General features: G+C 63.8%; 19 protein-coding genes. 7 read left to right on the top strand and 12 right to left on the bottom strand.

From position 1 onward, the window contains the following. Positions 1 to 17: 17 nt before the first annotated feature. Both Pan44_RS02140 and Pan44_RS02135 read right to left on the bottom strand, forming a co-directional pair. Positions 18 to 461 carry a helix-turn-helix domain-containing protein gene (locus Pan44_RS02140; protein WP_145026771.1) on the bottom strand — a complete coding sequence of 148 codons (444 nt, stop codon included), beginning with the start codon at positions 459 to 461 and terminating at the stop codon, positions 18 to 20. A gap of 17 nt (positions 462 to 478) precedes the next feature. Continuing rightward, positions 479 to 835, bottom strand: coding sequence for a type II toxin-antitoxin system RelE/ParE family toxin (locus Pan44_RS02135; protein ID WP_145026769.1), 357 nt, complete (start codon positions 833 to 835; stop codon positions 479 to 481). A gap of 444 nt (positions 836 to 1,279) precedes the next feature. Here Pan44_RS02135 and Pan44_RS02130 point away from each other — a divergent pair, with 444 nt between their 5' ends. Continuing rightward, entirely contained in the window at positions 1,280 to 1,450 is a 171-nt protein-coding gene (locus Pan44_RS02130; RefSeq protein WP_145026767.1) for a YegP family protein, read from the top strand. Here Pan44_RS02130 and Pan44_RS02125 read toward each other — a convergent pair. The 8 genes from Pan44_RS02125 to Pan44_RS02090 form a co-directional block, all read right to left on the bottom strand. Continuing rightward, entirely contained in the window at positions 1,447 to 1,650 is a 204-nt protein-coding gene (locus tag Pan44_RS02125; protein WP_145026765.1) for a hypothetical protein, read from the bottom strand. The genes Pan44_RS02130 and Pan44_RS02125 overlap by 4 nt on opposite strands. Before the next feature lie 541 nt (positions 1,651 to 2,191). Then, the gene (locus Pan44_RS02120) at positions 2,192 to 3,850 is read right to left on the bottom strand and encodes a PepSY-associated TM helix domain-containing protein (protein ID WP_145026763.1); all 1,659 of its coding nucleotides are present in this window, start codon (positions 3,848 to 3,850) and stop codon (positions 2,192 to 2,194) included. Positions 3,851 to 3,928: 78 nt separating this feature from the next. Next, positions 3,929 to 4,456 (bottom strand): hypothetical protein, encoded by a 528-nt coding sequence (locus tag Pan44_RS02115; protein WP_145026761.1) that lies wholly within the window; start codon positions 4,454 to 4,456, stop codon positions 3,929 to 3,931. Next, positions 4,456 to 5,370 carry a DUF1559 domain-containing protein gene (locus tag Pan44_RS02110; RefSeq protein ID WP_145034891.1) on the bottom strand — a complete coding sequence of 305 codons (915 nt, stop codon included), beginning with the start codon at positions 5,368 to 5,370 and terminating at the stop codon, positions 4,456 to 4,458. The genes Pan44_RS02115 and Pan44_RS02110 overlap by 1 nt, the downstream gene beginning before the upstream one ends. Before the next feature lie 359 nt (positions 5,371 to 5,729). After that, on the bottom strand, positions 5,730 to 6,605 hold the full coding sequence (locus Pan44_RS02105) for a cysteine hydrolase family protein (RefSeq protein WP_145026760.1): 876 nt from the start codon (positions 6,603 to 6,605) through the stop codon (positions 5,730 to 5,732). A 178-nt stretch (positions 6,606 to 6,783) separates the two neighbouring features. Continuing rightward, complete coding sequence (locus tag Pan44_RS02100; RefSeq protein ID WP_197453766.1) at positions 6,784 to 7,212, bottom strand: DUF1488 family protein; 429 nt, start codon at positions 7,210 to 7,212, stop codon at positions 6,784 to 6,786. A 172-nt stretch (positions 7,213 to 7,384) separates the two neighbouring features. Further along, positions 7,385 to 7,582 carry a cold-shock protein gene (locus Pan44_RS02095; RefSeq protein WP_145026758.1) on the bottom strand — a complete coding sequence of 66 codons (198 nt, stop codon included), beginning with the start codon at positions 7,580 to 7,582 and terminating at the stop codon, positions 7,385 to 7,387. Between the two features lie 306 nt (positions 7,583 to 7,888). Beyond that, positions 7,889 to 8,185 carry a DUF1488 family protein gene (locus Pan44_RS02090; protein ID WP_197453765.1) on the bottom strand — a complete coding sequence of 99 codons (297 nt, stop codon included), beginning with the start codon at positions 8,183 to 8,185 and terminating at the stop codon, positions 7,889 to 7,891. Between the two features lie 392 nt (positions 8,186 to 8,577). Between Pan44_RS02090 and miaB the strand changes: the two genes are divergently transcribed. From miaB to Pan44_RS02055, 6 genes are all read left to right on the top strand, one after another. After that, a complete protein-coding gene (miaB, locus tag Pan44_RS02085; RefSeq protein ID WP_231754198.1) occupies positions 8,578 to 10,236 on the top strand; it encodes a tRNA (N6-isopentenyl adenosine(37)-C2)-methylthiotransferase MiaB in 1,659 nt (552 codons plus the stop codon). A gap of 24 nt (positions 10,237 to 10,260) precedes the next feature. After that, positions 10,261 to 10,701 carry a hypothetical protein gene (locus Pan44_RS02075; protein ID WP_145026756.1) on the top strand — a complete coding sequence of 147 codons (441 nt, stop codon included), beginning with the start codon at positions 10,261 to 10,263 and terminating at the stop codon, positions 10,699 to 10,701. After that, positions 10,698 to 11,495 carry a tetratricopeptide repeat protein gene (locus Pan44_RS02070; protein ID WP_145026755.1) on the top strand — a complete coding sequence of 266 codons (798 nt, stop codon included), beginning with the start codon at positions 10,698 to 10,700 and terminating at the stop codon, positions 11,493 to 11,495. The genes Pan44_RS02075 and Pan44_RS02070 overlap by 4 nt, the downstream gene beginning before the upstream one ends. A gap of 90 nt (positions 11,496 to 11,585) precedes the next feature. Further along, on the top strand, positions 11,586 to 12,251 hold the full coding sequence (locus Pan44_RS02065) for a methyltransferase domain-containing protein (RefSeq protein WP_145026754.1): 666 nt from the start codon (positions 11,586 to 11,588) through the stop codon (positions 12,249 to 12,251). Further along, entirely contained in the window at positions 12,248 to 13,453 is a 1,206-nt protein-coding gene (locus tag Pan44_RS02060) for an FAD-dependent oxidoreductase (RefSeq protein ID WP_145026753.1), read from the top strand. The genes Pan44_RS02065 and Pan44_RS02060 overlap by 4 nt, the downstream gene beginning before the upstream one ends. Then, positions 13,450 to 14,544 carry a type III polyketide synthase gene (locus Pan44_RS02055; protein ID WP_145026752.1) on the top strand — a complete coding sequence of 365 codons (1,095 nt, stop codon included), beginning with the start codon at positions 13,450 to 13,452 and terminating at the stop codon, positions 14,542 to 14,544. The genes Pan44_RS02060 and Pan44_RS02055 overlap by 4 nt, the downstream gene beginning before the upstream one ends. Before the next feature lie 36 nt (positions 14,545 to 14,580). Here Pan44_RS02055 and Pan44_RS02050 read toward each other — a convergent pair whose 3' ends face one another. Then, entirely contained in the window at positions 14,581 to 15,093 is a 513-nt protein-coding gene (locus tag Pan44_RS02050; protein ID WP_145026751.1) for a hypothetical protein, read from the bottom strand. Then, complete coding sequence (mreC, locus tag Pan44_RS02045; protein ID WP_145026750.1) at positions 15,090 to 16,094, bottom strand: rod shape-determining protein MreC; 1,005 nt, start codon at positions 16,092 to 16,094, stop codon at positions 15,090 to 15,092. The genes Pan44_RS02050 and mreC overlap by 4 nt, the downstream gene beginning before the upstream one ends. Between the last annotated feature and the right edge of the window lie 6 nt (positions 16,095 to 16,100).

Raw genomic sequence — 16,100 nt, 5'->3', positions numbered from 1 at the left:
CGTTTGTTTTTCTGTGGTCATGCCGCTGAATAGTTTAGAGGTGCGAAGATGGCTTCCCACAAAGCTGGCGAGGTCAGCTGCACTCCAGATCCAAGGATCTGAACTTCCGCACCTCTCCAAGCGCACTCGCCTCCCACCCAGCTAACTGCACGAGGGGGCTCATTTTCCACAGAATGCTCGGTCTCCGCAGTCAGCGGCACATAACCGAAACGCAGGCATGCTCCCAGAGCAGTGAATACATCGGAGAGCGTAGCCAACGTCATGTTGGTCTCACCATCGAGAAGCTGACTGATGTAGCCTTTCGACTTGCCCAAGAGTGAAGCAAGCTCCGAACGCTTAACGTTTTTCTCCGCCATGAGCTTGCAGATCAACTCAGTCGCTTCCAGAACCGTGTACTCACGCTGAAACTCGACGAGGTCGTTGTTCTCTTCAGTTCGTTTCTCAACCCAGGTAGCGTCCATAGGTCGGATCTCCAGAATTAGTGCTGCGATGCAAGGTGTTCCTGCATGATCCGGTCTGCTCGGTCCAGTTCGGCAGTCGGCCAGCGGTCTTCCTTCTTAAGAAAGCCGTGCGTCAGGAAAAAGGTATTCCCCTGGCGGAAACATGCGACCCGCATTTGATCGCGTTTGAACGCCCATATCTTTCCTCGCTCTTTCTTGAACTTCTGCTCATTTCCACTTTCGCCGTGATTGGCTGTGATCTTGAACAGTGCACGCAACTTGCGTTCCTGAGCGGGATCCAAGCCTTCAAGGAAGTCCTTCGCAGGCTTTCCGGACCGACACTCGGCGAATGCAATGGTTCGGACTGGGCCCTTGGCCACAATTTCGATCGGCATGCCCTTGCGTCCGAGTTTAGTTATAGCTAAACTGTGCCAGGGCGACAAGCGAGATTCTCACCGAACATCTGGTGATTTCCTCGCGAACTGGCGTCTTCGGCCGCACGGCCGGCCGAATCGCTAGCAGTGTCATGACCCGAACCATGACTTGCCCGAAAAGAAAGGAGAGAGGCGTGACGCCCAACCGTTTTATAACCCGCGGCCGACCGAGCGGCCGTTGACCAAGATGGCCGATCGGGGGTCGCCAAACACACCCGATCAGCCGTACCTCGGACAATCGCACATCAACAGGAGATTGAGTGTCGCAGACCCTCCTGTCGATCCCAACCTGTTACGGCTGATGCGCGTGGGCCTCAGTCTGCGCCCGCGTGCGTTTATTCATCATTGTCACAAGCGGGCCCTGCGTCAATGCGGGGTGCCCGATTAACAAAAGGAACACGTGAGATGGTTTATTACTACTGGCTCGCGAAGAACGGCAACTGGTACTGGCACCTCAAAGCGAGCAACGGGCGAATCATCGCCGATGGCGCCGAGGGCTACACGAACGAGAACGATTGCCTCGCTGGCATCTCGCTCGTGCAGCGGAGCGGAAACGCTCCCGTGCGCAGGCTCTAGCCATCTTCATCGGCAGGAATGCTCTGAACTTGCTCGGCGGGCCCGTAGTGCCACCGAACGTCGGACAGAATGTTCTTGCAGCGGCGCAGGCTTGTCCGCAGGCTGGGCGTCAGGTGGATCATGAGTGACTCGCTGAGCTTGGGAAGGGTCTTCTCAAGTTCAGCGAGATCTTCATCTGTGATCTTGTACAGCCGACTCATTCCGCAACTCCTTGCGACCGTTACGTATCGTTCACTGCTGAGCCAGCAACGATGCTCGGTTGATCTCTCGCTGACGTCCAGTCTGACAACTCTAAGCTAGTTCTGGATACGTCACTTTTGGTGCGAGCTCATCGGCTTTCACACCGGGTACCACTGGTTGCTCTGCAACTGGTGCGGCAACAGCCGCAAGAGGCCGCGTGGATGCGGGCAGCGAGCCGAGAATCGCGGCGGGGTGGCCGGGATTGGAGCCGTTTTCGGCGAAATCCCGGTCGAATGTCGCCCAGGCATCGACTCATGCCCATACCAGTTGATCTTCACTCCCGAAACACCCTGCCCCAGTGAAACTCCCGCGCCTCCCGGTCCGGCTCCCGCCGATGCTCCGGAAGAATCAGCCGCTGCCCATGTGTCTCCCCCACTGAAGAGCCCAACCGCGCCGCTCCCGCCGCCCGTCTCAGCGGACCCCACCGCCTGCAGGTCGTCGTCGATCGTCACGGGCCGTGTTGGTCGGGCGGTGTTGAGGGGCGTTTTCTGATGCTGGCGGTTACAGGCCGGCGGATGCGGGTGGGCGGCGCAGGCGGCGGTAGAGCCGCACGAGTCCCTCGCCCAGCATCACCAGCAGCACGCTGGCGCCGGCAATCGGCAGCAGGACGCAGAATCCCGCCATCAGACCGATCAGCCATTTCGGCAAACGGACAGCCTGCCGGCGCGGCAGTCCCGATTTCCCCTTCGGACGGCGTTCCCACCACATCCACAGCCCGGTGATCGGCATCGCGGCCAGCATCACGCAGGCGATCATCCACACGATCTTGGTGGAGACGCCGTAGATGCTGCCCACGTGCAGCGGATAGGTCCACCCGTGCCAGAAGTGGCCTCCTTCGGAGAGGTGCTGCTTCTTGAGAATCGTGCCGTTGTCCCGGTCCACGGAGAGAGTGGTGTTCACCATCTGGCCGTAGGTCGCGTTGAAGTCATTCCCGGCGCCGATATCGATGGCCTTCGGATTGCGGTCACCGCCACCGCGCCGGAATCCGCCGCCCAGGTTGGCGGTGATGATCCGGTCCGGGTACTCGCGCCGGCCAATGTCGACCATCTCATCCAGCGAGAGCTTGATCGGCAGTTCGGCTTCGCGCGGCGGGCCGTTGAATCCGCCACGGCCTCTTTCTCCCGCTGCACGGCCCTGCTCGGCGCTGCGTGCTCCTTCGGCGCGGGGGGATCCTTCGCCGCGCCGGGCGACCGCCTGGCTGGCGGAGGCGGCGCTGCGGTTCTGTTCGCTGCCGCGCGTGCTGCGTTCGGCCGGCGACGGTTCTTCGGGATCTTCCATCACATAATGCGCGGCGTCGTGAATCACTTTGCCGACGGCGAAGGAGTAGAACATGCCCGTCACGGCGATCGTGAGCGCGATCGGCGTCAGATACATGCCGAAGATCGCGTGCAGATCGCGGAGGAGCGTGTAGCGCTTCTTCGTCCGCGGCCACCACACGCCGGCCGACTTCGTCCAGTTTTTGGGCCACCACAGATACATGCCGGTCACGATGAGGATGATCGTCCAGCTTGTGGCCAGTTCCGTGATCACCCGTCCGGTGGTGCCGACAAAGAGATTGCGGTGGATGGACAGCACCGTGCGAAAGAACGGGCCGAGAGAATCGTTCTCACGACCGAGCGTGCCAAGCACTTCGTTGTTGTACGGGTTCACATACGCCGTGATGTTGTTACGGAAGAAATCGCGTCGCGCCTGGGCGGGATCGCCCTGCGTCGGGGGCTCGATCTTCCGCAGGGCGAACTGGGTCGAGTGCGTGTCGCCTGGCCGAATCGTCGCGCTGGTGACGCGATGCTCGGGGAATGCGGCTTTCACGGCGTCGAGCTGCGACGCGTAGGAGGTTCGCGATTGTCCGCCGGGACTGACCTGAAGCAGATGAGAGCGGCAGAGGAACTCGACTTCCGACTTGAAGATGTAGAGTCCGCCGGTGATCGCGAGGGTGAGCAGCCAGGGGGCGACGAACACTCCGGCATAAAAATGCCAGCGCCAGACCACGCGGAACAGAGTTCCGCCTTCCGGTTTTTTGGTCGGCGCGGGGGCTGGCGCGTCAACCCTGGCGATCACCTGTGGTTGCGTGACCGTGGCGAGGTCCGGATCAGAGTCTTCAACGGCCAGCGTGGAGACGGTGGTCGTTTCTTCAAGCAACGTGGAGTTCCGCTCAGACATGCGACCAGGACCTGGATGAGTGCCGCTGAAAATCAGGACGAACGATTGCCGGGCGATCCTTCGAACTCGGCTGCGGCCCTATCGGGCGGCGCCGCTGCCACGCTCCTCTGTGGCGTCAAACGGCGAGGGAGACGCCGCCTTCTTTCGCCTGGGCTCTTCAAGTATCTTGACGTTGTCCAGCTCGATCCTGGGCAACTCGTTCTCGCCCGGCTCGATGGTCACCGCCCACTGCGATTTCTCGGGCCTGGAGTAGACGAACCCCAGGCGATCCGTCTCAGCCTGCCCCCTGGGATCGAAACGCCAGACGATGGTCAGCTTGTACTCACCGGCCGGAGCGCCATCTCCGGCTTCGTACGTTCGGATGGAGTAGCTGCCGTCGTCCTGCACGAAGCCCCAGGGCTTCGATTCGCGGATGTCGACCTTTTCGCCAGCAGGGATCAGCGTCACGAAGGCGCCGGCAGCCGGCTTGCCATTGATGAACAGTTCGCCGTGCGCGGGATAGGTGTCGGCTTCCCAGCTCTCCCCGCAGCCTGCCCCGAAAACGCAGAGCAGGGCCATCCAGGCGCCAGGGCGGGAGACTGCCCGGTGGATCAGATTCCGATGCATTAGAACTCGCCCAGAATGTCGTTGCCGTTGGTAGAGGTGAACGCGCGGATGGTCGATTCGGAAATGTGCTGGGACGCAAACCGGACCGAGCCATCACCCATGAGCATGTGCACGCCTCCCACGTGGAATGAGTAGGGCGCCGCGTAATAGTTGCTGTTGTTGATGAACTCGTTGCCCACCCAGAGGTTCTGGACGATGGTGTTCGTGCCGCGGTTGATGTCGATGGTCGCCGGGAAGATCCAACCGGCGTTGTTGTTGCTCGACCATCGCACTCGCGACGTCCGCGACTGACCGAGGCTCACGCCGCTGCCGGACGGGTTCGTCGGATTCTCCAGGCCCTTCACGAACCAGCTGGCCCGCCCCGCGGATTCGTAAGTCATGCAGGTGGAGGAGGTGCCGTCGACCATGTCACGCATGCGGAGGCACTTGTTCGCCTCGAACAGGGACACGGCGTTCGCCCAGTCCGTGGCGTTCCGCAGGACGGCGTAATCCATCGTGAGCGAGGCCGAGTCGACGTCCAGCAACTTGTCGGCTGCGGGATTGGACGGGCAGACATACCCCTGCGGCCGGGTCGTCTTGAACAGATCGTTCGCCACGTTGTCCCAGGCCACATTGTGGTTGTAGGTGTTGTAGAGGTTTCCGCCGTCGAGATACGGCAGGATGGCGACAGACCAGCCACAGACGTTGGTGACCCGCCCATTGGGGAAGCGGCTGTAGACGTCGTGATAGTTGTGCATCGCCAGACCGATCTGCTTCATATTGTTTTTGCACTGGGTCCGGCGGGCGGCTTCGCGGGCCTGCTGCACGGCGGGGAGCAGCAGGGCGATGAGGATGGCGATGATGGCGATCACCACCAGCAGTTCGATCAGGGTGAATCCACGTCGTCCGCGAGGACCACGATCGGGCAGGGACATCAACAGAGCTCCTTGGAAAGGGAGTCAGCCACCTCTCGACGAGGTCTGGCTTGGGGAAGGGTCGTCCTCGTGGAGATCGGCAGGGAGCGAACTGGCCGACGAGTAACGTGCGACTGAGACTCAGTGTCAACAGAGATTGACACGGTACCCGGACGGACACGCATTGCAAGCAACCGGGCTCCAGATTCTCTGGAGAATCCTCGACTCGTCACGTCGAGATGACGCCAGGAACCACTGAGTCGGGCGTCACCCAACGCCGTGAGCGAAACGAGCTAAGTCGTTTCTGAGTCAGAAGAAATGGCCAGATTTCCAACGGTCGTCAAACGGCAACTCGGGCCCGGCGATTGCGGCCCGAAGGCCTACGACAACCCGGCCAGTACGTCGTCGGACGTCGTCGAATACTGGCCGAACATCTCGAGGAACAGGATGGCCCCGTTCGTCTGGGCCATGGTGGGCCGGGAGTCGGGACTTTCCATTCCGGTCGTGCAGTCGCGGAGGAGGATCACTTCGTATCCGCGCTGGCTCATCGCCAGGGTGCCGTAGTCACGGACGAGGATGCAGGCGTTCGTATTGAACCCGGCATAGAGCAGGAAGAGGATCCCCTTCTCCCGGCAGACGGCGTGGAGCTCGTCCCCGGTGGCCACGACCGGTTCACTCCCGACCGGCTCGACGAGTGGGTGAATCGTCAGCCCGTCGCGGACCTGGCGGATCTCCGGTTCGCGCGGCTCCGCGGGTCGGCGATAGCTTTGATACGGTCCAGCCTTGCTGCGGAAGGGAGCGGGGGGCCAGCTGTCGCGCGGGCCGGGCACGCTGCCAGGCTCGGCGAGCTTCGCGTGGTTGGCGTGTCCAATCGCCTGCGGAGGCGACGGGGCATGGATAATCGGCAGTCCGGCCTTCCGACAGCCGGCCAGCAGCGGAACGAACCGCTCCTTGATGATCTCGTCCGCGCGGGCCGCGGTGTCCTGGAGATAGTGGTCGCTCCAGACGTCCACCAGCACGAGCGCCGCCTGGCTGACCGGAATGGTCCAGTCGAGATGGGCCTGCCCGGTGTTGGTTTCCAGCCACTCCTTGCCGGCGTCGACATGCCAGCGGTGATACCGCGGATGAATCTGGAGGGTGGGCGCGGCGGCCCCGCCATTCTCGGCTGCATTCGATGAGCCGGTGAGGGACAGGCCGGCCGCAACTGCGGAGGTGGCCAGGAACTCGCGCCGATCGAGGCGGGGAAGGTCGGTCATCGGTCACCCGTGCAGTGAAGGACGGAATCGTGACAGAAAAGATGGCTGACATGTGTGGCGAGGGCAATGTCGCTGCTCCACGCCAGGATACGGCTCACCCTACGCAGCCCCGACGCCTTGAGTCCCCGAGTGGGAGCTTGCGAGCGGCCGGGCCCGGAGCTGACGCGAAATGCCGGGGCTAGGAGCCGGGCGTGGGGGACGAATCGGCCGTGGCCGTCTCCGTCAGGGAATCCGGCTCGATCAGAGATTCGGGTGGCAGCTGGGCCGGCGGTTCGACCTGAGCTTCTGCTGCGCTCAGCGGAGCCTGCTCGGCCTGGAGGGCGAGCCAGCGGGTGGCATCGGCGGCGTGGATCATCAGTTCGCGGCCATCGAGGCGGCCTTCGAGGATGAGGGCGGTCGCGAGTTTTTCGACCGCGTCGCGGTGATCGGAGTAGGTTTCGAGCGACGTGGAGGCGGGGCTGGAGGCCAGGGCCGACAGGGCGGCGGGGGTGATGATGCAGCGGGCGCGCTGGCCATCGACGAGGGCGATGAAGGCGACAGCTTCGCGGTCGGCGTCCCACTCGGAGTAGGGGAAGAAAGAGACTCGTTGAGGGCGTGGAGAAGCCAACTGTGAACCTGAAGATTGGCCAGGAGAAGAGGAAACTCTGCACTCAGACTCTGCGTGGGCTGCTCCGGATGTGAGCCATCCGAAGGAGGAAGCCAGCACGGGCGAGCCGGGTCTCAAAACGGCGCAGGCCCGAGACGGGCCTGCGCGATTCACAAAAACAGCGTTGTCGCCCTTAGACAGGCTTCACGTTTTCAGCATTCGGACCTTTCGGACCGCGGCCTTCCGTGAACGAAACCTGCTGACCTTCGTAGAGGTCGTCGAACTTCGCGCCTGTCACGGCCGACATGTGGAAGAACAGGTCCTTCCCACGTCCGCAATCAATGAAACCAAAACCCTTGTCAGTCAGACGTTTAATCGTGCCTTCAGCCATCGTGTCACTCTTCACTGAGAAAAACTGGGGTCGTCTACGCTTCTTCCCGGACGCTTTCAGGCGGCCGGATCTTGAATCCGACGAAGATCGTCGGATGTTTCCAATGGTGCGGCGGATGGTTCCTGAGGCCTGGTCGCCCTGTCGGCGCGGCGCTTCAGTTTGTCATCCGCACGCCGCTTCTTTTCCTGTTCACGCTGGCGTTTGGCGAATGTGTTCTGGTTCTTGTTGCGAGCGATAGGACTGCTCCTTCATCAAGAGAAAGGACATCGACTCCACGCGGCGGAGTGTGATTCGGGGGGTGGGGCGTTAGCGCTCCCAGGGGATGAAATCGGCGGAATCCTCGAAGTCCGTGAGGCCGAGTTGGAGAGCGGTTTCGCCGGGCTGGATCTTGCGGGCGATCACTTCTTCGATCTGCTGGCGGTTCTCGCGAAACGCCTGGAACCGCCCGATGCGGAGGGAGCCGAAGTGAGTTTTCAGAACATCTTCCGAAACGAGGCAAGTGACCCGCCGGCCCGCGACCTCGACGGTTACGCCCATTGCCTGGTCTTTTTCAATCCAGCGCTCGTCGCGGTGAAAAACCACCTGCTTCTCCAAGGGCAACATTCCAATTCGCATAAGATTCCGTCGTCGCAAAGCAAATACGTCGCAAAGCCGTGGGCTTCGCAACCGGGTCATCTCGTTCCATTCCAGCGGACGGCCGGAAAATCAGCCAAACGAGAAGGGAGTACGTGCGAGGGACAATTCAGATCCCGCCGCGAGAGCTCTTCAGCGAGCACGTACAAAAGAAGAACTGAATCGAACCATACGGCATCCCTTCTTTCGCGGCGAGGGGCAATCACGCGTGAACCGGAATTTGGCCGGAAATGGACCGTTCCGACCCCGAATGTCGGCGTTGCCTGCCGGACCGGCGCGTCGGAATCTGCTCCTGTCGTTCTCCGGAAGGGCCGATTTGCCTATGCTTCGGCGTTCTTCCGCCATCTTTTTCATTTTGAGTCATGTCGCACAACGGCCTCCTGTACATCGAAACCGTCGGCTGCCAGATGAACGTGCTCGACAGCGAGCTCGTGGTCGCGGCGCTGCGGCAGCAGGGCTATTCCCTGACGACCGACCCGAAAGAGGCCGACACCGTTCTGTTCAACACCTGCTCGGTGCGGGAACACGCGGAAGAGAAGATCTACAGCCAGCTGGGGCGGCTCAAGTTCGCGCGCCGCAGTCGGCCCGACGTGGTGATCGGCGTGATCGGCTGCATGGCCCAGAAGGACCAGGACCTGATTTTCCGCCGCGCTCCGCATGTCGACATGATCGTCGGCACGGGACAGCTGGCCGAGATCCCCAAGCTGGTCGATGTCGCCCGTTCGACGCGGAAGCGGCAGATGGCGCTCAGCCTCGACCGCAAGGAAGGGTCGCGCACCGAGGTGGCCGCGAGCTTCGAAAGCTACGACCCGCTCCGCGATCCGGAGATGCGGCCGACGCCGTGGCAGGCGTATGTGCGGATCATGATCGGCTGCGACAAGTTCTGCACGTACTGCGTCGTGCCGATGACGCGCGGCCCCGAGCAGAGCCGACTTCCGCGGGACATTCTTCGTGAAGTCGAGGCGCTGGCCGCCCAGGGCGTGCGCGAAGTCACCCTGCTGGGGCAGACGGTCAACAGCTACAAGGTGACGCAGGATGGCCGGCTGTGGCGGATGAGCGACCTGATCGCAGCGATCCACGAGAACCCGGCGATCCAGCGGATCAAGTTCGTCACGAACTATCCGAAGGACATGACGCTCGACCTGCTGGAAGCGATCCGCGACCTGCCGAAGGTGTCGCGCTACCTGCACGTCCCGCTGCAGTCGGGATGCGACGAGGTGCTGAAGCGGATGAAGCGCGGTTATACGACGGCCGACTACCGCGACATGATGGAACGCATCAACAAGACAGTCCCGGACGTCGCCGTCTCCAGCGACTTCATCGTCGGCTTCTGCGGCGAGAGCGATGAGTCGTTCCGCAAGAGCCTCGACGCGGTGCGTGAGTACCGGTTCAAGAACAGCTTCATCTTCAAGTACAGCCCGCGCAAGGGGACGAAGGCGTTCGATCTGTATCCTGATGACGTCGCTGAGGACGTGAAGCGGCGTCGGAACCAGGAACTGCTGACGCTGCAGAACGCGATCAGCGAGGAAGACAACGCGGAGATGATCGGCCGGCAGGTCGAAGTGCTCGTGGAAGGCCCGAGCAAGTGGGCCGCCAAGGGACGGGAGATCGACGCGATTCCCGGTTGGCATGGCGGGGCGGCCGTCGGTGAAGGAAAGGCCGAGGGCCACTCTCACCACGAAGAGCACACGCACGCCGGGAGCGGCAGCCGCGAGATCCACCACAACGACGGCTTCGTTCCGCTGTCGGTGATCCACTCGGAGGAAACCTCGAAGGCCGTGGCAGCGCCCGGGGTTTCACTCGCTTCGCTCGCTCCAACCCCGGCCACCCAGTCCGGCGCCCTCCAGCTGACGGGGCGGACGATGTGCGACCGGATCGTGGTGTTCGAGGGGAACCCGCGGCTGTCAGGGACGCTGACGACCGTCGCCATCGACGATTGCACGCCGACGACGCTGATCGGACGAATCGTGACGCGGGAGGTGCAGCACGGGTCGAGCGGGCTGTTGCCGATCCTGATGTGATCTGATGCAGGAGAGGGCAGGCTCATGCGCATCCTGTACTCGCCCGAACAACTTGATCGCCACATCTCCCGGCATCACTGCTGGATCCTCGCCGGTTCTTCGATCGGAGCTTTGGCGATCAATTTCCACAGCGATGGCCTCCTCACAGCATCGGCGTGCGTGACTCTGGGCGCCGTGCCTGGCCCGGTCGCGAGCTACCGCGAGGAAGCCGGAATCTGGATGCTGGCGATCCTGTCTGGAATGATCGGACTCGGGTTCTACGGCGCGCTTGCCGTCCCCCGTGTCACGAACCTTTGGGATCAGCAGCGTCATCCCTGGGCACTCGGACTGGACCTCGTCATCGCCACGAAAGTGACATGGCTGCAGGTGCGCGCGCTGGCGAGCGTGACCGTCTGGAATCAGCTGTGGTACCGAACGGGGAACGGCCCTGCACGTCCGACCACATTCAATGAGGCCAATCCTTGAACGATCCGGCCGATCTCATCGCCTCCTCGCTCCTGCTCGTCGTCATCGGCGAGGGCGTGCTCTGGACGCGGCGAAACGAACCCGGGCTCTCCCGCTGGAAGTTCCGCGCGCTCCTCTACGGAATCGCCATGGGCCTCGTTCCGCTGCTGATGGCTCAGCCGGCCCTGTTCGCCCGCTTCACGACAATCCTCACCGGCCTGTGCCTGGTGCTGTTCGTTCTGCTGATCGTTGTTCTTTACTTCTTCAAGCGACAGCTGCAGGGAGTGAATCGCGTCCTCCTGCATGCCCAGGAATTGCACAAGGTCGGGAAAACCTCCGACGCGATCGCTGTCCTCCAGAATCATCGCCGGGACGCCGCCCGCGTCGACAAAAACACCGAGAGCATTCTGCTCACCGAAATGGCGAGACTTTCCCTCGAGATCAGCGACATCGATGCAGCCGGGCGATGGCTCGACGAGGCCGAGACGCTCAGCAAATGGAACCAGTCCGTCTACTCCACGCGGGCCGATCTCTTCGCCCGTGCGGGGGACCGCGAGTCCGCCTGTGACGTGATCCAGCGTGGACTCGCGAATCTACCGCAGTCCGTCTGGCTGAACACGGATCTGGCCAAGCATCTGACGGACGCTGGACGCCATGACGAAGCCCGGAAAGCCCTGGCCCGAACGATCGAGCTGCTGGACCAGGAGAAGCATCTCGACGTTTTCAACCCCGAGGAGTGGAAAGAGATCCGGATCGCGCCGCTCGTTCAGCAACTGGGGCTCGCGGAACGTCCGCTGGTCACGGACGCAGATTGACTTACCATCCTCGGCATCTCGAATTGTCGCCTGTGTTCCGAGGCCTGTTTGTTCCCCGCGCTCACGCATCGCCAGCTTGAACCCGAGTTGATGGATCAGCCGCAGTCCGATCGGGCCGCCCACAAGGCGGCGCTCGACGGGCTAAGGCGGGTCAATCGCCTGTGCACGTCGACAGGGTTGCTCTGGAAAGCCCTGCACGCGCTGTCGAAGAATCGACCGGAGCCGCTTCGGGTTCTCGACATTGGATCGGGCGGAGGCGACGTCGTGACGCGGCTGGCGCGTCACGCCCGCCGCGCCGGCGTTTCAATGACGTTTCACGGCTGCGACATGAGCGACTCGGCCGTGTCGATCGCCACGGAAGCCGCAGCGACGGCGGGGGCGGATGCGTTCTTTTTCCGGCAGGATGTCATCGGTCAGGGGATTCCGGCCGGCTACGACGTCGTGATGTGCTCGCTGTTTCTGCATCACTTCGACAACGACGCTGCGCGAACCCTGCTGACGGGAATGCGCGAGGCGGCGGGGGTCGCAGTGTTCGTCGATGATCTCCTGCGCACGAAGCTCGGCTACGCCTTGTGCTGGGCCGGATGCCGGCTGCTCAGCCGTTCCCCCATGGTGCATTACGACGGGCCGCAATCAGTGCGGGCCGCCTTCACGCTGCCCGAAGCGCGGAACATCTTCGAGCGTGCGGGATATGTCGGCGCCACTTTTCGGAAGCACTGGCCTGAGCGGTTCCTGATGCAGTGGAACCGCACATGAATGTTGACTCAACGGTGACCGCCGAGGTTGCGGCCGGACGATTGTGGGATGTCGTCGTCGTTGGCGCGGGACCGGCAGGCTGCATGACGGCGCGGGAGCTGGCGCGCGCGGGATGTGCCGTGTTGCTGCTGGAGGCAAAAACGTTCCCGCGGCCGAAGGTCTGCGGAGGGTGCATCAACCACCGCACGGTCGAGTTGCTCAATCAGCGCGGGCTGGGTTCACTCGTCCCGGAATCGGGGGCAGTGGCGCTGCATGAGTTTCGCATCCAGCTTCCGTACTGGGCTCCGCGATATCGCCTTCCCGGCGGCTGGTCGCTGACGCGGGCGCGGTTTGATTCGCTGCTCGTGCGGAGCGCCATCGCATCGGGAGTGAGCTATCTCGATGAAGCGACAGGGAAACTGGACGACGCGTCCGAGGCGGACTGGCGGACCGTCCGCTTCGAGCGGGCTGGTTCGTCGTTTGCGGTTCGAGCACGGATCGTGGTGTGCGCGGAGGGGCTGTCGCGGAGTTCGATGCGGCATGATCCGGAGTTTGACGTGCACATCTCGAACGATGCGTTCGTCGGAGCGGGGGTTGTCGTCGACGCGACCGCAGTGCCGAAGCTGTTGAAGGAGCAGGCCCCCGCGGGAACGGTGACCATGGCGGTTGGAACGGGCGGGTATGTCGGAGTGGCGCAGGCGGAGCTTGGGCAGTTCTCGCTGGGGGCCGCAATCCGGCCGGCCGTTGTGAAACGTGAGGGTTCTCTCGGCGCGGCGGTCGTCAGGCTGCTGCGCGACTCGGGACTGGCGGGTTTTCCCGAACTGGCGGAGCTGGCGTGGCACGGAACGCCGCTGCTGAAAAGCAATCCTTCCCAACGAAGTGGCTCGCGAGTCTTCCTTGTGGGGGACGCCGCAGGTTATGTTGAACCGTTCACCGGTGAGGGGATGGCCTGGGCCATTGAAGGCGGGTTATCTCTTGCTCCGATCGCGCGGGCGGGCGCGAGCCGATGGAGCGATGACCTTCAGCGGCAGTGGAATGACGTCTACCACCGGCGGATACGTCGTTCACAATGGATCTGCCGCGGATTCCTTCAGGCGCTGCATCGGCCTGGACTGGGACGGATCACGGCGGCGGTTTTCAAACGCTTTCCGAAAGCGGCCGATCGCATTATCGCCACCATCAATCAACCAGCCCGGTCGGCAGGCAACGGACTTCACGAATGAGCACTCAGATCGCCGGGTGGGGGTTCGCACTCCCCGAAGGCCGCGTGACGCAGACGGAGGCCGCAGAACATGCGGTCGCCATGTGGGGCGAACAGGCCGGGCTGGGATCGACGATTCCCGCGCTCTATCGGCGCACGGGCGTGAAATCGCGGCACAGCGTGATCGTGGAAGCGCACGGCGAAGGGGCGATGCCCCAGTCGTTCTACGAGCGGGCTGTCGACGTTGATGACCGCGGCCCCACGACGGCCGCACGCATGGCCTACTACGAGCAGGCCGCCCTGGGCCTCGCGGCGCGCGCCGCGGCCGCCGCCCTCGAGGACGCGGATGCGCCGGCCACGGCGATCACCCACCTGGTGACTGTCTCGTGCAGCGGCTTCGAGGCGCCGGGCGTCGATATCGGGCTGGTGAGAGCGCTCGGCCTGAGCCCGGGCGTGACCCGGACGAATGTCGGGTTCATGGGCTGCCACGGCGCCTTCAACGGCCTCCGCGTGGCGGAAGCCTTTGCCGCCAGCGACCCGAAAGCCCGCGTGCTGGTCGTCTGCGTCGAACTCTGCAGCCTGCATCAGCAGTACTCGAGCGACCCGCAGCAGATTGTCGCCAACGCGCTCTTCGCCGATGGCGCCGCGGCCATCCTGGTCCAGTCCGGTCCCCGAAAAGAGCAGTGGCGGCTCCTCGACCAGTGCTCCCTCATCCTGCCGAATACGATCGACATGATGAGCTGGCGGATCCGCGACAACGGCTTCGAAATGACGCTGTCCCCCGCCGTCCCCGATCTGATCCGCAAGGACCTCCAGGGCTGGCTGGAAAGCTGGCTGCCCCGCAACGGACTGTCGCTCGGTGATCTCCGTTCCTACGCCGTCCATCCCGGTGGCCCGCGCATTCTGAATGCCGTCGTCGAGAGCCTGGGGCTCCGCGCGGAAGCGCTCGACGCCTCGCGCAGCATCCTCGCCGACTACGGCAACATGTCGTCGCCGACGATCCTCTTCATCCTCAATCGCCTGCGGACCACCGGGGCCGAAGCGCCCTGCCTCGCCCTGGCTTTCGGCCCGGGACTCACGATCGAGGCCGCCCTGTTCGGCAGCGGAGCTTGAGGAGCGTCTCCTGAGTCCGGCGGGCCGCTTCGCGGCTCACACGTTCAGCAGCAAGCGGGTTGTCGCCTTGAGCAGCCGCGCGCTCGTCCGGAGGGCCAGCAGCATGGCGGTCGCAGCGAGCGCTGAGGAGATGGCCCGGGCGAGATGCAGGTGCAGCGTCTCCGCCGGCATCGGCGATTCGGCCAGCATCGTCGACGCCACGAGCGGACCCGCCAGGAATCCCGCGCCCAGCGCGATCCCGAACAACGCGGCCGCCAGCGGGGATTCGAGTTCCCACCGCCGTCGAGCGACCGAACCCAGGCACGCGGCCATCGTCCCGGCAATCATGCCGGGCCCCAGCGGACCGACGCCGATCGCATCGCAACAGAGCCCGACGGCCGACGCGATGGCCACCGCCGGCGCCAGCGGCAACGACCACGCGGCCAGGATGATCGCCACCGCCGCTGTCTGCGGCAGCAGGGTCCGCCCACCCGACACCGCTTCCAGGGCGAGACCGAAGTAAACGGCGGAGGTCGCGAGAGCGATCGCCGTCATGCGAACGATCATCATTGCGGCTTCCCCTCGCTGCGCTGGGCCGTCTTGATCGACTCGTCTTCAGCCCCCTCAACCGGCTTCCGCCCCGGATGCAGCCCCACCCGCACCACCTGCACCCGCTCCTGACTTGAAACCGAAACGGCCGGCCGAACCGTGATCACCCAGTGCGACGCCCCGGCCGACAACTCCGCCTTCTCGACGTCCCCCAGGTAGAGCTCCTCATCAATGCCGGGAATCGTCGCGGCGGTGACGACCATGTCCCCCGGCTCGACCGGCTCCGTCGCCGCGATCAGTTCCAGCCGGCAAAGCCCCTCCCCCGCGCCCACCAGCAGCCCTTCCGATCCCGAAACCGTCTTCTCTCTCGATCGCCGCACCAACTTCGCGTGAGCGCGAAACCCGGTATCCGAAATGTGCTGCACCCGGCTCGTGAACCGGCCGGCGGAAGCCACGCGGCCGAACACGCTGCGTCCCGAAAGGACGGGGCTGTCGGCCAGCACATGGGTATCCCGCCCCTGGTCGATCGTGACGCCATCCTCGCCGAGGACCCACTCCGCCAGCGCGACGCGGGCGGCGTGACCTTCGCCCAGCGTCAGGATCGTCCGCTCAATCTCGTCCATCGATGGGGTATCCAGCACGCGGGCCGTCAGGAGGTCGGGGGCGAATAAGGGCAGGCCCGTCTCGCCCACGAACGGCTTCGGCTTCTCCGAACGCAATTCGTCCATTTCACCGCGCAGCCGCGCCGCCTCAATCTGCAGCCGGCGGGCATCGAGTCGCGACTGCTCCAGCTGGCGCGACAGTTCAAGTTCCCGCTCACGGGAGGCCACGCTGTCCTTCGGCGAAATCGCGGCCGGCCGCCGCTCGCGGAGCGCGACGACGGCCGACATCCCCGGCTTGAGAAGATCCAGCACCAGCCCGCGAACTCGCTCGTGAAACGGCGCGGGGGCGGCGCAGAGCACCCCTCCGGCCCCGAGACAGGCCGCAGCGAGGAGCCAGGAAATGTGATGCGAACGGGCCACTTTCTT

Origin of the sequence: Caulifigura coniformis (assembly GCF_007745175.1) — a bacterium.
Lineage (GTDB): Bacteria > Planctomycetota > Planctomycetia > Planctomycetales > Planctomycetaceae > Caulifigura > Caulifigura coniformis.
The sequence above is the reverse complement of the archived record's forward strand: the minus strand, read 5'-3'. Positions and strand labels throughout refer to the sequence as shown.

Bases quoted from the DNA above. Each gene is read 5' to 3' on its own strand.
- Pan44_RS02140 (WP_145026771.1), bottom strand. From the start codon at position 461: ATGGACGCTACCTGGGTTGAGAAACGAACTGAAGAGAACAACGACCTC.
- Pan44_RS02135 (WP_145026769.1), bottom strand. From the start codon at position 835: ATGCCGATCGAAATTGTGGCCAAGGGCCCAGTCCGAACCATTGCATTC.
- Pan44_RS02130 (WP_145026767.1), top strand. From the start codon at position 1,280: ATGGTTTATTACTACTGGCTCGCGAAGAACGGCAACTGGTACTGGCAC.
- Pan44_RS02125 (WP_145026765.1), bottom strand. From the start codon at position 1,650: ATGAGTCGGCTGTACAAGATCACAGATGAAGATCTCGCTGAACTTGAG.
- Pan44_RS02120 (WP_145026763.1), bottom strand. From the start codon at position 3,850: ATGTCTGAGCGGAACTCCACGTTGCTTGAAGAAACGACCACCGTCTCC.
- Pan44_RS02115 (WP_145026761.1), bottom strand. From the start codon at position 4,456: ATGCATCGGAATCTGATCCACCGGGCAGTCTCCCGCCCTGGCGCCTGG.
- Pan44_RS02110 (WP_145034891.1), bottom strand. From the start codon at position 5,370: ATGTCCCTGCCCGATCGTGGTCCTCGCGGACGACGTGGATTCACCCTG.
- Pan44_RS02105 (WP_145026760.1), bottom strand. From the start codon at position 6,605: ATGACCGACCTTCCCCGCCTCGATCGGCGCGAGTTCCTGGCCACCTCC.
- Pan44_RS02095 (WP_145026758.1), bottom strand. From the start codon at position 7,582: ATGGCTGAAGGCACGATTAAACGTCTGACTGACAAGGGTTTTGGTTTC.
- Pan44_RS02090 (WP_197453765.1), bottom strand. From the start codon at position 8,185: ATGTTGCCCTTGGAGAAGCAGGTGGTTTTTCACCGCGACGAGCGCTGG.
- miaB (WP_231754198.1), top strand. From the start codon at position 8,578: ATGTCGCACAACGGCCTCCTGTACATCGAAACCGTCGGCTGCCAGATG.
- Pan44_RS02075 (WP_145026756.1), top strand. From the start codon at position 10,261: ATGCGCATCCTGTACTCGCCCGAACAACTTGATCGCCACATCTCCCGG.
- Pan44_RS02065 (WP_145026754.1), top strand. From the start codon at position 11,586: ATGGATCAGCCGCAGTCCGATCGGGCCGCCCACAAGGCGGCGCTCGAC.
- Pan44_RS02060 (WP_145026753.1), top strand. From the start codon at position 12,248: ATGAATGTTGACTCAACGGTGACCGCCGAGGTTGCGGCCGGACGATTG.
- Pan44_RS02055 (WP_145026752.1), top strand. From the start codon at position 13,450: ATGAGCACTCAGATCGCCGGGTGGGGGTTCGCACTCCCCGAAGGCCGC.
- Pan44_RS02050 (WP_145026751.1), bottom strand. From the start codon at position 15,093: ATGATGATCGTTCGCATGACGGCGATCGCTCTCGCGACCTCCGCCGTT.